This window comes from Leisingera sp. S232 (assembly GCF_049800895.1).
GTDB lineage: Bacteria > Pseudomonadota > Alphaproteobacteria > Rhodobacterales > Rhodobacteraceae > Leisingera.
In genome coordinates this window covers 17784-31398 of the sequence record NZ_JBNAFX010000027.1, presented here as the reverse complement: position 1 = coordinate 31398, position 13615 = coordinate 17784, and the positions used below count along the sequence as shown (strand labels likewise).

General features: G+C 67.0%; 12 protein-coding genes. 6 read left to right on the top strand and 6 right to left on the bottom strand.

Features of this window, described 5'->3' with window-relative positions:
* The first annotated feature begins 84 nt into the window (after positions 1–84).
* The gene (locus ACP151_RS15445) at positions 85–1002 is read left to right on the top strand and encodes a sulfotransferase family protein (RefSeq protein ID WP_424979797.1); all 918 of its coding nucleotides are present in this window, start codon (positions 85–87) and stop codon (positions 1000–1002) included.
* Positions 1003–1078: 76 nt separating this feature from the next.
* The gene (glf, locus tag ACP151_RS15440; protein ID WP_424979796.1) at positions 1079–2251 is read left to right on the top strand and encodes a UDP-galactopyranose mutase; all 1173 of its coding nucleotides are present in this window, start codon (positions 1079–1081) and stop codon (positions 2249–2251) included.
* On the opposite strand, the gene ACP151_RS15435 is transcribed toward glf, so the two are convergent.
* Genes ACP151_RS15435 through ACP151_RS15415 form a run of 5 tightly spaced genes read right to left on the bottom strand, consistent with a single transcriptional unit; the run spans position 2248 to position 8765 of the window.
* Positions 2248–3243: a glycosyltransferase family 2 protein gene (locus ACP151_RS15435; RefSeq protein ID WP_424979795.1), complete on the bottom strand. Its 996-nt coding sequence runs from the start codon at positions 3241–3243 to the stop codon at positions 2248–2250. The genes glf and ACP151_RS15435 overlap by 4 nt on opposite strands.
* A gap of 14 nt (positions 3244–3257) precedes the next feature.
* On the bottom strand, positions 3258–3824 hold the full coding sequence (locus ACP151_RS15430) for a hypothetical protein (RefSeq protein WP_424979794.1): 567 nt from the start codon (positions 3822–3824) through the stop codon (positions 3258–3260).
* Positions 3821–4558: a sulfotransferase family protein gene (locus ACP151_RS15425; protein ID WP_424979793.1), complete on the bottom strand. Its 738-nt coding sequence runs from the start codon at positions 4556–4558 to the stop codon at positions 3821–3823. Before ACP151_RS15425 ends, ACP151_RS15430 begins: the two co-directional genes overlap by 4 nt.
* Positions 4559–4580: 22 nt before the next feature.
* Entirely contained in the window at positions 4581–5387 is an 807-nt protein-coding gene (locus ACP151_RS15420) for an ATP-grasp fold amidoligase family protein (protein ID WP_424979792.1), read from the bottom strand.
* 54 nt (positions 5388–5441) lie between these two features.
* Positions 5442–8765, bottom strand: coding sequence for an exostosin domain-containing protein (locus tag ACP151_RS15415; protein WP_424979791.1), 3324 nt, complete (start codon positions 8763–8765; stop codon positions 5442–5444).
* Positions 8766–8942: 177 nt separating this feature from the next.
* On the opposite strand from ACP151_RS15415, the gene ACP151_RS15410 reads away from it, so the two are divergent.
* A complete protein-coding gene (locus ACP151_RS15410; protein ID WP_424979790.1) occupies positions 8943–9482 on the top strand; it encodes a hypothetical protein in 540 nt (179 codons plus the stop codon).
* Between the two features lie 30 nt (positions 9483–9512).
* Here the strand turns inward: ACP151_RS15410 and ACP151_RS15405 are convergent, their stop codons facing one another.
* The gene (locus tag ACP151_RS15405) at positions 9513–10592 is read right to left on the bottom strand and encodes a hypothetical protein (protein WP_424979789.1); all 1080 of its coding nucleotides are present in this window, start codon (positions 10590–10592) and stop codon (positions 9513–9515) included.
* A 260-nt stretch (positions 10593–10852) separates the two neighbouring features.
* Between ACP151_RS15405 and ACP151_RS15400 the strand changes: the two genes are divergently transcribed.
* The 3 genes from ACP151_RS15400 to ACP151_RS15390 are packed head-to-tail and all read left to right on the top strand — an operon-like array spanning position 10853 to position 13565.
* The gene (locus ACP151_RS15400) at positions 10853–11785 is read left to right on the top strand and encodes a hypothetical protein (protein WP_424979788.1); all 933 of its coding nucleotides are present in this window, start codon (positions 10853–10855) and stop codon (positions 11783–11785) included.
* A 3-nt stretch (positions 11786–11788) separates the two neighbouring features.
* A complete protein-coding gene (locus ACP151_RS15395; protein WP_424979787.1) occupies positions 11789–12604 on the top strand; it encodes a hypothetical protein in 816 nt (271 codons plus the stop codon).
* Positions 12597–13565, top strand: coding sequence for a hypothetical protein (locus ACP151_RS15390; RefSeq protein ID WP_424979786.1), 969 nt, complete (start codon positions 12597–12599; stop codon positions 13563–13565). The genes ACP151_RS15395 and ACP151_RS15390 overlap by 8 nt, the downstream gene beginning before the upstream one ends.
* Positions 13566–13615 lie beyond the last annotated feature (50 nt).

Below are 13615 nucleotides of genomic sequence, written 5' to 3'. Positions count from 1 at the left end.
AAACAAGGCATATCTGCTTCCTGCGGGGGCGGCAGGCAAGGTATGGCACAGGGATGGCGCGGGCATGGCACAGGGGCAGGCAGGATGACGGTCAGGGTTCTTTACATTGCGGGTGCGGGGCGCTCTGGCTCGACTTTCCTGTCGCTGATGCTGTCGCAGCATCCCCAGGCGCAGAACATCGGCCAGATCCGCGACCTGCCGGCGGCGCAGACGGACGGGGTGCCCTGCAGCTGCCGCCAGACGGTGCCGGACTGCCCTTTCTGGGGGCCGGTGATCGCGGCCATGGAGGCACGCTTTGGCGGCGGCGCGCTGCAGCAGCTGGCGCAAAGCATGCAGGTTTTTGGCAAGGCGGCGTCAGAAGACACCCGCTGGGGCAATCCGGACGTGCGCAAGGCGCTGCAGGCGGAGCATGCGGAGTTTCTGGAGGCCTTTGGCGCGCTTTACGAAGCCGCTTCGCAGCAGGCCGGGGGGCGGATGCTGATCGACAGCTCGAAATCGGTGGATCTGTGCCTGGCTCTCAGCCTGCTGCCGCAGGTGGAGCTGAAGATCCTCAATCTGGTGCGCGACCCACGCGCGGTGGCGGTGAGCTGGGCCAAGGTGCTGAAGCGGCCCAAGGTGCTGCGCGGGCGCACCCGCAACTGGGCCGGTCGCCAGAAGCGGTTGGAGATCCTGCGTCGGCACGCGCCGGCGGATTTCATGCCGCTGCGCTATGAGGATCTGACAGAGGATCCGCAGACCTGGACCGGGCGCATTCAGGACTGGGCCGGGCTGGAGCGCGACCTGTCGCTGTTCACCGGCTTCAATACCGCAGATATCTCCTGGGAGCGCGCGCATCTGTTCCCGCCAGCCAATGCCACGGTGCTGAAGGAGCGCAAGGAAACCATTGAGGTGACGCCTGCGGGCAGCTGGAAACGGCCGGAAAACGCCGAATTGCACGCAATGGCGGAAGAGCTGACCTTTCCCTTTGCCGAGACCCTGGGGTACAGCAAGGGCATCAGCTGAAGAGCGGCTGAACCGGCGCCGGGGGTGGCCGGGCGGCACGGAACACGTGAACTGGCAAGCAAAGAAGGACAGGGGCATGGCGGCAGGAAACTATCTGATGGTGGGCGCAGGCCTTTCAGGCGCCGTGATCGGGCGGCATCTGGCCGAGGCGGGCCACCGGGTCACGGTGATCGACAGCCGCAACCATATCGGCGGCAACTGCCACACCGAGCGCGATGTAGACACCGGTGTCATGGTGCATGTCTACGGCCCGCATATCTTCCACACCGACGACGCCGAGGTCTGGGACTATGTGAACCGGTTTGAGAGTTTCCTGCCCTATAAGAACCGGGTGAAATCCACCACCCGCGGACTGTCGGGGGAGCAGGAAGTGTTCTCGCTGCCGGTCAATCTGCACACCATCAACCAGTTCTTCCGTAAGACGATGCGCCCGGAAGAAGCGCATGATTTTATCGTCAATGAACAGGCCGACACTTCGATCGAGACTCCTGAAACCTTCGAAGAGCAGGCGATGCGGTTTGTCGGTCGCGAGCTCTATGAGGCGTTTTTCAAGGGCTACACCATCAAGCAATGGGGCATGCACCCCTCGGAATTGCCTGCCTCGATCCTGAAGCGGCTGCCGGTGCGGTTCAACTATGATGACAATTATTTCTTCCACCAGTTCCAGGGCATGCCGGAAAACGGCTATACCGCGATGATCACAAAAATCCTCGATCATCCGGGCATTTCGGTCCAGTTAGAGACTGAATTCACCCCGGAGATGGGGCAGGGGTATGACCATGTGTTCTACTCCGGACCGCTGGACGGCTATTTTGGCTACGCATTGGGTCGCCTGGGCTACCGGACGCTGGATTTCGAACGCTTTACCCATCAGGGCGACTATCAGGGCTGCGCGGTGATGAACTACGGCGAAGAAGAGGTGCCCTTTACCCGCATCACCGAGCACAAGCATTTCGCACCCTGGGAAAGCCATGAGGGTTCGGTGCTCTACCGCGAGTTTTCCCGCCTGGCAGAGCCCGGCGACATCCCCTACTACCCGATCCGCCAGGTGAAGGAGAAGGAACTGCTGGCCGCCTATGTGAAGCGGGCACAGGACACCCGCGGCGTCACCTTTGTGGGCCGCCTGGCCACCTACCGCTATCTGGATATGGATGTGACCATCCGCGAGGCGCTGGATGCGGCGCGCGGCTTTGCCGCCTGCCTGGAAAAAGGCGAGGCGGCGCCTGCCTTTTTTGCAGCGCCGCTTTAAGCGGGCAGGCGGAAGATTTCTGCGGCCCGCTGCCAGTCGGCGGGCCGGTCCTGCTGCAGCTGGCGGCACATTTCCCGGCTGAGATATCGCTGCAGAAAGGCAGAGCCAAGGGTCTGGAGCTCGGCCTGCAGCTCCTTGGCCAGCGTGCCCTGCACCCAGTTCAAAAGCCCCAGCGCAAAGCCGAAGAAGGCCGGGGCATAGAGACGCCCGGCGGGATCCGGGCCGGCGGCGATTTCCAGCGCGATCTGCTCTAGCGGCTCGAACACCCGCAGCCGTTCGCGGTCCAGCCGGTTGGTCAGGCGGCGGCCGTTATCGGCGACGAAATGGGTGACGCCGGTGCAGGCGCTGCTGAGAATACGCTCTGCCCGCAGGAAGCTTTGCCAGTGCAGGGCAATGTCGTTGTGCACCAGGGTTTCAGAGCAGCGGATGTTCTGTTCCAGCAGGAATTCGGTGCGGTAGATCTTGTTCCACGGGTAATTGGCGGTCTGCGCCAGCAGCGGCGCGGCCGGGTCCGGCACCGGGTTCAGGCTGCCCTGGGCGCGGCCCGCCTGAGCCCAGAAACTCTGGTCAAAGGGCATCTGCCCCCAATGCCGCTCCTGCGCCATCCGGCTGTCGTGGTGCTGAAAGATGCAGAAGTCGAAGGGATCCGCCTGCGCCAGCGCCTGGCACAGGCTGCGCAATTCGCGGGTGGGCAGGTCGTCGGCATCCAGAAACAAGAGATGCCGGGTCTTCACATGCAAAAGTGCGCGGTTGCGCGCTGCCCCTGCGCCCTGGACCCGGTCCTGGCGCAGCAGGGTCAGCCGGGCCGGGGCCAGCCCGCTGTCTCGGGCCAGGGTCTCTGCATCGGGCGCGGGCAGGGAGCCGTCATCGGCGACGATCACAGCCTGGGCCAGCCCAAGTGCCGCCAGGTGCCGCAGCAGCCGAGTCAGATTGCCGTTGTCGTCATGGCTGGGGATGGCGACGGTCAGGTCGAGGGGCGGAGCAGAAGGCATGGCGGCTCCCGGGCTCAGACTGCAAACAGATGCAGATGCATCAGGCTGAGATCAAAGCCCTGGCTGGGCAGGAACAGCACCAGCTCGCGCCAGGGTGCGCTGAGCGGCAGCTCCGGTTGGCTGTCGAGATAGAGCGCATCCAGGTGGCTGTGGGCGCGCTCTGATGCCAGGATGTGGCGGTCAAAGAAGCAGTCGCTGAAGCCGCCGTCCTCAAGCCCGGAGCGCAGGCAGGCGCGCAGTATCTGCGGTTCCGGCGCAGCGGTGCGGCAGGCAAAGCCGAGATAGGCCAGATCCTGCAGCGGCGGCAGCTCCAGCGCCAGATGCAGCCCAAACCAGCTGCCTTGGCCTGCCGGTGCCGTGTGGAGATCGAGGAAAGCGCCGGCGGCAGAGCTGTAGCGCCCCGCCATCTGCAGCGCCGGATCCGCATTGAGGAAGATCCCCGGCGCCAGGTCCGTGCGCGTAGGCGTCAGATCTCCCTCCCGGCGGTCGGCGGCAAAACCGGCCAGGCCGGGGCACAGGGCCGGGCTGGGGGGCTGAGCCGGGCCGGGGACCTGGGACGGTGTGGCTGTTTCAGCAGTCACGGGTGGTCCTCCGTGCTGTTCCGAAGCGGCGGCGGCATCAGCAGGCAGAGCTGCTTGTAGGCGCTCCAGTCCGCATCGCGCGCCACTGCGGCGCGGATGTCGTCGCGGCGCGGCACCAGCTTGGTGTTAAGGCTGGTGAATTTCTCTGCAAAAGGCGCCAGCGCCTCCGGTTCCAGATTGCTCAGCCCCAGCCGGGTGAACAATGCATTGATGGCACGGGTGCTGGCATAGATCTCCTCGTATTGCACAAACAGGAACTGCTGCAGCTGCGCCTCTGTCAGCGCGGCGATACGGGCAACGCTGTCGTTCCAGGCTGCCAGCCCGGCGCGCCAGTCCAGGGTCCAGCTGTCTTTGGGATCCTGGAACCGCGCCTCGTAGCTTTCTGCAACCGACAGCGGGTTGCGCAGGATGTAGATATGGCGGGCCTTGGGGAACTCTGCCAGCACATGATCCAGATGCCGGAACATCGGCGGGTATTTATCCCCGACATAGGCTGCATTTTTGAACCGCTGCCGCCGCCGGGGCAGGAACAGGCCGCCGTGTTCATGAGTGTCATCCGCGCGCACATCCAGGAACCGGTCCTGTTCGAAATGGGCGCGTCTGATCGTGTTTTGCCGGAACTTTTTGAAATAGCGTTCCTGGCCGATCAGGATGTGATTGTGCTGGTTCAGGATATTGACCAGGGCGCTGGTGCCGGCCCGGGCGGTTCCTGACAGAAAGAGATGCTGCGGCATGGCCTGGAAGCTCCGGTCGGGGTCAGAACGGGTCGGGGTAGCGGTCCATCAGATCACACAGCACATTGCTGCCGATCCGGGTGAACTGCAGCCCGGCATTGGGGTAAGAGGTGAATTCGCCGAACACCACCCGCTGGGCGGTGATATAGAAATCCAGCCGCATGAAGCAGTTGATGTCGCGGGCGATGCGGGCGGAGAGCGCAAGGAGCTCTTCGAAATGGGCCGGTTCGGGGATCACCTCTGCCAGTTTGTTCTCACGCTGGAAATGGTCATAGGCGACCCAGTCCTGGCTGTAATAGCGGTGGCTCCAGTCGGCCTTGGGGCCCTGGCGGTTGACCACCTGGATCACCCAGGGCCGGCCGCCCGCCACATAGACCTTGAAGTCGCGCGGCACAGTGAAGGCGGGGTCGAAGTCCTGGATGAACTCCTCGGCGATCACCTTGCTGCCGGGCTTGAAGAAACTGCCCGCCGCATAGCGCTGGCGGGTGTATCCGGCGCGCTCTGCCAGCGGCACGTGATCGCCGGTGAACACCTCCCGTTCGCCGTCCAGCAAAAGCACACCGTCATTGTTGGCGGCATTGTTGGGTTTGATCACCACCCGCTTTGGCAGGGCGGTGAAATCCAGCGCCTCCAGCCCGTCAGCCTCGGCAAAGCGTTCGGGCAGCGGCAGGTCCATGCGGCGAGCGTAGTTGAACATTGAGGTCTTGTTGACCAGGCCTGCGATATATTTGCGCCGCTGCTGCCGTTTGGGGTCGTCATGCGGGTCCGCGCCCTTGTACCAGCAGGCCAGGCGCGCATCCATGCGGCGTTTGAAATCAGTGTTCGGCATCGGCGCTCCCTCTTGGTTGCGGGCGGGCAGAGATCATGGCGGCAGTCATGACTGTCATGGCAGGCAGCTTTCAACCGCATCCGTCACGGCTCCGGCGATCCGGCGGCGCTCATGGGCGATGGCCTCCGGGTTGCTGAACCGCGCCTGCAGCTGATGGGCGGTCTCCAGCCAGGCCTCGGCGCAGGCCCAGTCCGGAGAGAAGGCGGTGATCCGCGCGGCGGCTGCTGCGGCGTCCAGCCCAAAAGTGTTGATCATCGCCGCCTCGGGCACCAGTTCATGCACCCTGTGGCCGGGGCCTGCGTAATAGACTGGCATGCCGCCGGCCAGGAAAGCGTCGAACAGCTTTTCCGAGATATAGGCATGCTGGTGGGTGTTTTCATAGGCCGCGATCACCCGGCTGCGCATGTCCAGCGCCGCCAGTTTGTCCAGGTGCCAGTCGGCCAGCGCCTGGCGTTTGGCGCCGGGGCGCCAGCCGCGGCCTTCGCGCAAGCTGCCGGGCAGCTCTGTGAGCCGTGCCACATCGGTGCGGTAGACGCTCAGGCCTTCGACCTGCTGCTCTGGCCAGACCCGGGAATAGGCGGCGGTGTCGCGCACTTCGGCATAAAAGGCGGCTGGCACCGGGGCCGCGCGCCAGTGCTGCAGCAGTGCTGCCGGGCTGAGCCGGGCATGGCGCGCCAGCCCCAGGGCATAGCGGGCCGCAAAGCCGGTGCGGGTGAGCAGGAAATAGGGGATGGTTTCGAAATCGAAGATGGCGGAGTTGCTGTGGTTGAACACATGGTAGTCCAGCACTGGCCCGCCGACCTCCATCTGCTGATGTCGGGACATCAGATCATTGTTCCAGATGCTGTCCCACAGCGGTTCTTCGGACAGAACCGCCAGTTGCAGGTCCGGGTTCTGCTGCTGCGCAGCCTGCAGCGCCGGAGCCATCTCGCGCAGGTCGGCGCTGAAGCCGGTCAGCATGATGTCGGCGTCCTGCAGGTTTTCTGCCAGGGTGATGCGGTCCCGGACCAAAGACTGGAATGGTGCATAGGCCAGCGGGGTGCGGTTGGCGTGTTTGCCGGTCAGGCAGACACGGACTGGGCCGCGCCGGATCCGCGCCGGGGCGGCGGCGGGCGGCGGGCACAGGCCGGCCCGGCGCTGCAGCAGCGCTTGGGTGCGGTCCAGCTGTCCGGCCAGAGGATGATCCGCCGCCAGCGCCGCGCGGGCCGCTGCCTCTGCCGCCTGGGCCAGGGGATCTGCACGGTGGCTGTCCAGCGCTGCAGTGCCGTCCAGCAGCAGGCGGCTGGACAGGCTGCTGAGATAGAGCGCGGCGGCTGCAGGGCTGCGGGGCTCTGCCTGCGGGCGGGTCAGCCCGGCCTGCAGGCTGCCGAGCAGTTTTGCCTTGTGGACGGGCGGGCGGGCCGCTGCCTCCAGCATGGACTTTTGCAGGTCGTAGATAAAGCAGTCCGGGCCGTAAAGCGCCCAGAGCTGGCGGCCGCCGTGGCGCAGACGCTCCAGCGCGTCCGGGTCGGCAGCCAGCGCCGCCAGCCGCTCGGGCAGGGCGCGGATGGCCTCTGGTGTTTCCTCGCAGAACACCGCGCCGGCCTGCCACAGCGCCGGGTTGCCGGGCGGTGCCCAGCTGTCCGCCAGGATCACCGGCACCGCGCCAAGTCCCAGGCTCTCCCACAGGCGGATCGAATTGGGGCCGGTGCCGGACGGGCAGAGCGAAAACACCGAAGCCTTGAGCGAGGCGCGGAATTCCTCGGAGGCGTTGCCGTCGACGAAGCTGCCGCCGTCGCCGCGGTTGCTGTGGTTGTCCGGCGCATGGATCTGATGGCTGTAGACCACCTTGTTGTAATGCCAGCCGCCGCGCCCGGTGATCTGCCCGCGCGGATCATCCTGCAGCAGATCCAGGATCCAGTTGCGGCTGCCGGTCAGATAATGCTGGTTGGCGCGGGCGCCAATGAAGGAGAACAGAAGCGGCCGCTCTTCTGAATTGCCGGGCGGTGCAGCGGTCTCTGGCCCGGTGGCCTGGACCGGATAGAGCGGGAAAGGGTGCAGCCGCAGCCCGTCCGGCTGTGCCGCTGCGGCGTCCGTATGGGTGGCATGGGACCAGAAGATCTCTGTCACTCCGGCGAGGCGGAGCAGCTCCAGCTCTTCTTTCATTTTGATGTGCTGGCAGACGGTGACCTTGATGGTGTCCTGGGGCACCCGGGCGCAGAAGGCGCGGAACTGTGCCAGCTGGGCGGGCAGGTCGGCGGTCTTGCGGTGCAGCTTGTCGATCAGCGTGGCCCAGGGATAGGCCAGATAGGTGATGCCATCGGGCACTGCACCGGCCTGTGCCAGCTGGCGGTAAGCGTGCTGCTCGGTGATGGCGGGATATTGCCAGCCGCTGTCATAGGCCAGGATATTGTTCTGGAAGGTGATGGCGCCTGTCTCTGCTGCCAGTGCCGAGGCCGACGCCGAGGCCTGCGCGCGGCGGGCGCGGGCCAGTTCCCGCGGCGGCTGCGGCGCCAGGTCCGCCAGGCCGGGGATGGCGTCCGTCAGGATATTGCAATGGCGGGCCAGCGCGGGCAGGGCGTCCTCGCTGCTGATCACCAGGCTGCCCTGTTCCGGGCAGCGGCTGAGGCGGCGCCAGGCGGGGGAGGTTCCGGATTTGGCCAGCTCGGCCAAATCCGCCAGCGCGGCGCGGCGGCGGCTGGCGGGCAGCAGGGCTTCCAGCGCCGCGGCTTCCGGCAGCAGCGGATCGGCGCCGCTGGCGGCGGCTGGTGGCAGCTGGACCAGGCCTGCGTGCTGGCTGAAGTGGCCCCACAGCGCCCAGGTTGCGGTGCCTGGATCCGGATCCTGCAGGGCCGAATCCAGGGCGGCCTTGTGCCACAGCCAGGGGCGGAAGAAGGTTCCGGCGCAGGGCAGCGCCTCCCAATGGGTGCCATCGCTGAGCCCGGCCTGCAGGACCGGCTCCGGCAGTGGCGCCGCGCAGGCGGTGCTCAGCCAGGACAGCTGTTCGGGCGCAAACTGCTGCATTGCCTCGGCCACGGTCTGCAGGCTGTCCGGCGGCAGGGTGCTGCCGGGCAGCATCCAGCTGAAGACACTGTCTGCGGGGCAAGCTTCGATGGCGGTCGCCAGGCAGCCGGCCAGGCCGCTGCCGGGACCGGCGGCCGGCCCATGGCTGAGAGCGAGCCCGGCACAGCCGACCTGGCGGCGACCGCTGCGCAGCTGCGCTTGCCACCAGTCCAGCTGCTGCGCCGGGGCTGTGCCATCCTGCTGCCCTGCCCACACTGCATGGCAGTGCAGGCGGAACGGGCCTGTTTGCTCTGCCAGGCTGTGCAGGGTCCGGTCGAGAGAGCCGCAGCCGTCCAGGCAGGGCAGGATTACGGCAAGGGTGGGCAAGGCAGGCATTCGGGAAATCCGTCCAGGCTGGCATTCGCCGCGCAACCGCGGCGGCAGTACCGCCTGTAGCAGCCTGTTCCGCAGTTCTCAACCGGGGCTGGATGCGGGAGCGGCCGCGGGTCGGCTTGCATCCACCTGCATTTTCCGGGAAGCTGGCCGCCGCATATTGAGATAAGGACCTGCCCCGTGACCCTTTCGGATTCCCCTGCCGCGCTGTCTGCGCTGTCTTCGCTGCGTGATCAGATTGCCGCCCTGGCAGAGGGAGAGGCGCAGGAGGTCCTGGCCGGGCATCTGGATCTGGGTGACGGGCTGTGGCTGTCCTGCGATCCGGCTGGCCGGACCCGGATGAAGCTGGGCCGCAGCGGCGGCGGGATGGTATTTGAGGTTACCGAGGGGGACAGCGGCGGCTGGGCCTGCCTGGGGATGCGGATGCAGGCAGAGGAGCTGAAGCAGGCGCGCTATGTGGGGCTGCGTCTGGCGCTGCACAGCAGCGGGGTGATCTCCTGTCGGCTGGCGTTGCGGTTCTTCCTGCCCGAGGGCGGCTTTCGCGACATCCAAACGCCGGCGCCGGACTTGCTGCCACCAGGCCGACGGGAAGTGCTGCTGCATGTGCCCTCGGACCCGGAGCTGGCGGCCAGGGCCGGAGCCTGCGAGCTGAATCTGTTTGTTCTGGATGACAGGCTGCAGGCCGACGGCCTGCAGATCGAGCCGCTGCTGATGCTGTAAGACTGTGCCCGGGCTGCCGCCGCCCCCCGGTTAGGCGGCAGAGAGATCCGGCCAGGCAGTATGGCCCTGATCCAGAATGCTGCGGAATTCTGCCAGCAGCGCCGCCTGCAGGCGTGCCCGTTCCCGCAGCCAGTTGCGCGGATTGCCCAAAAGCGCCGACAGTGCCTGCTGGGCGCAGGCATAGGCTTCGCAGGTGCGCTCCAGCCAGGCAGCATTGCCCCAGTCCAGCCCGTCGAGCCGGGCCGCTGCCTGGGCGGCAGAGAGCCCGTGCAGGTTGAGCCAGCTGTCCGTTGTCAGCCCCAGATCATGGATCCGGTGGCGCGGGCTGGCGGTATAGGCAGGGAGCGCGCCGCAGGCGAAGGCGTCGAACAGTTTCTCGGTGATGTAATTGGGCTGGTGGGTGTTCTCAATGGCGCCGATCGCCCGGGCGTGCCCGTCCAGCAGGGCGAGCTTGTCCAGATGCCAGTCGGCCAGCTGGCCGCGCGCCGGGCGCTCTGGTTGCCAGCTGCGGCCCAGCCGCTCGACGCGGCCCCGGCGGCAGGTTTCGGCGATCTGGGTGCGCCAGTGGCACAGGCCGACGGTATCGCCTTCGGGCCAGCGCAGCGAATGATGCGCACCCTCCCGCCGTTCGAACAGAAAGGCCAGATCGCTGCGCCGCTGCAGGAAGGCGCGGCGCCAGCCGGCCGGGGTCTGGCGGGCATTGCGGGCGAATTTGGCCGCATAGGCATTGGCGAAACGGTGATTCGTCAAAAGGTAGTAGGGGATCCGTTCAAAGCGGAAGACGGTGCTGCTGTGATGGGTCAGCTGATGTACCGGCAGCCGCCCCCAGGGACTGTCCGCCAGACGGTGGCGGGCCAGCGGCTGGCGGCCCCACAGCGTGTCCCAGAACGGCTCTTCAGAGAGCAGCACGATGGGGCGGCGGCGCTGGCGCCAGTCCTCCACCAGTTCCCGGGGCGCGTTTTCGATGTCCAGGATATGGGAGAAAACATACAGATCGGCGCTGTCGGGGGTCGCAGCCTCCTCGATATGGCTGTCAAACAGCGGCGCCAGCGCCGGGTAGCTGAGCGGAGAACGGCGGATATGCGCGCCAGCTTTGAAGATCCGTATCATGTGCTGCGTCTGCCTGGGGCCGCAATAGGGCGGTTGCTGCATCTGCCCATAGCAGCCTGGCGCCGGGATGTCCTCCCCTAATGGGGACCAATGGGGCTGTGCCTTGGGGCGGGCTGCACGACAGGCCGGGTGCTGTCTTGCTATTGGGCGGTGCGCGCACGTAAAAGGTTGCCGGTGCGGATGGCGCCTGACAGGCGCCGTTGCGGACAGTAAGTTGCAAAGATGCCGGTGCAGCGGCAAGACGGTTGAGGAACCATCATATGGCAGGCGACAAGGCAGAGGCGGCCCCCTTGGAAGCGGCTGGAGCCGGCCGGGGGGTGCTGGTATGGGCGGCGCATGCGCCGCTGGGCGCGGCTCTGCAGGCTGGTTTGCAGGGGCAGTATTCCGTTACCCTGCTTGAGACCCTGCCTGCGGCCCTGCCGGAGCAGGGGCAGGCGGTTGTGCTGCTGGCGCGCGCGCCGGCCGGGGCCGTTTGCCGGGCGCTGCAGGACGGTCTGGGGCCGGCGGCGGCGCTGGAGGCTGCCGGACAGGAAATTGAAACGGTGCTGGCCCTGCAGATGCAGGACCGCCAGCGGGTGCTGCTGCTGGATGACACGGCGGCCCGGCACGCCCCGGATGCGGTGCTGGCCTGCTGCGGCCTGGCGGCAAGCACGGCGGCGCAGAGCCGCCTGCAGGAGGCTGCAGCCCCCGCCCCTGATGCGGTGATGCTGGCGCTGGCCGCTGCCAGGCTGCAGGCGGATGCGGCTCTGAGCCGCCTGGCGGGGCAATTTGCGGCCTCGGTACGGGTTGGACCAGGGGAGGCGGATCCGGATACGGCGCTGACGCTTTTCCTGGATGGTCGGGAGATGGCTGAAGAATGTGCTCTTTTGCGGGAGCAGCAGCGCAGTATGTATGCGCAGATGGAAGCGCTGTACCGGGAAAAGCTGCAATTGGAGCAGCAGCTGGAACAGGCTGGCGACAGGTGCGCCCGGCTGCAGGCAGAGACACAGATGGCCCAGGGTCGGCTGCGGGCCAGGGCTGAAACGCTGGAGGCGGCGGGGCACAGGATTGCCGGGCTGGAGCAGGCGGTCGCGACCCAGGCAGAGGCTGCTGCCGGGTTCAAGGCGCAGGTGCAGCAGCTCTATGGGTCGCGCTCCTTCCGCCTGATGGCGCCGCTGCGCAGTGCCCGGCGCCTCCTGCGCGGAACCCGCTGAACCATGGTTGCGTTCTCTCTTTCGTTCCCGGCGGAATTCGTGCTGCATATCGGGGCCGGTTGCAGCCGCGCCGCCGAAGGCTATGTGCAGGCGGGGCTTGGGCCGGTGGTGTTGGCCGGGACGGATCCCGAAACGCTGCCAGAACTGCAGGCCCTGGCACAGCGGTTCAAACCGGTGCAGGCTGCCAGGGCCGCGGTTTCGGCAGGCGGCGGCGCGGCGGTGCTTTACCGCTGCAATTTCCCGGATCTCAGCAGCCAGGCTGGGCCGGCAGAGACGCTGTTCCGGCTGTTTCCCGGGCTGGAAGTGCAACAGGAAGACTTGGCACAGACACAGGCTGTTGCGGATCTGGCGGCGCTCTGTGGCCTGCCCGCAGAGCGTGGCAAGGCGGGCGGCGAACCAAAGCAGGGGCTTTTGGTCATTGAGGCGGCGGCGCAGCCGCTGGCGCTGCTGCAGGCGCTGGAGCAGGCGGGCTGCCTGCAGCATTTCCAGGTGCTGCGACTGCAGGAAGGCCACAAGCCCTTGTACCGGGGCGCATCGGGGATGGCGGCGCTGCAGGCCGGGCTGGAGGATCTGGGCTATGCCAGCCAGCTGGAGGCTGCGCCGGCGGACCCGGACCGCCCGTATGCGGTGGCCTGGCGCAATAAGGCGGCGCAGGCGCGTGCCGCAGCACAGGCAGACCTGCAGCAGCAATTGGATCTCTGTGCCTCGGATCTGGCAGAGCTGCAGCAGCGCTACCGTGCGGTGCTGCAGGAAAAGGAGGCCCAGGAGGATCTGCTGCGGCAGCTGGCTGCCCTGGCCGGGATTGCAGGGCATGGGTGACGCCATGCCGGCCCGCCTGCAGCTTGAGCGGCTTCTGGCCGAGGATCCGGCCCGGCTGGCGGCCCGGATGCGGGCGCCCGCGGCGGCCCGGCTGCTGGCGGAGTGCCGGGCTGCCGCGGCGCAGCCTGCGCGCCCGGTGCTGCGCAGCCTGCATCATTTTGCCTGCACTGGCGGCACCCTGTTTGCCAAATCCATTGCGGCGCTGCCGTGCGTCCGGCTGCTGAGCGAAGCCGACCCTTTCAGCCCGCTGGGGTATCAGGGCGCCTTTGCGCCGCGCGACCTGATCAGTTTGGCCAAGGCGGGGTCCAGCCCTCCGGGGCAGGCGGTGCTGGCGCGGATTTTTCAGGCCGGACTGGCGGCGCTGGCGGCAGAAACCCGCTTCGAGGGGGGCGACCTGGTGCTGCGCGATCACAGCCACAGCCATTTCTGCACCACAGACGCCTGCGGCAGCGGCCTGCCGCAGCGGCCGTCCATGAAAGAGCTTTTGCAGGCGGACTACCATTTGCTGAGCCTGGTGACAGTGCGCCATCCGCTGGATTCCTGGCTGAGCCTGCTGCGCCAGAGCTGGGTGCATTTTACCCCTGGCACGCTGGAGGAATACGCCCGCCGTTACCATCTGTTTCTGGACCATTATGCCGACACCCCGATCCTGCAGTACGAGGCGTTCACGGCCGCACCTGAAGCGGGCATGGCGCAGATCTGCCAGGTGCTGGAGCTGTCCGGCAGCGCCGGTTTCCAAGAGCGGATGGCGGCTCAGAGCCTGTCCGGAGACAGCGGCCGCAGCGGCACAAGCATTGCCGCCCGCCCGCGCCGGGCGGTGCCTGAAACAGTTGCAGCAGAGCTGCAGACAGCGCCCTCATATGGTCGTCTCTGCGCCCGGCTGGGCTATGATCCGGACCCGCAAGGAGCCGCCTGGCCCGGTGCCGCTGTGGCAGGTCCGGCAAGCCCGGACGCAGGCTGAGCCGGGCCCGGGCAGGCCGCCACTCTTCTCTGTTCCCGCCGCTGGTCTTT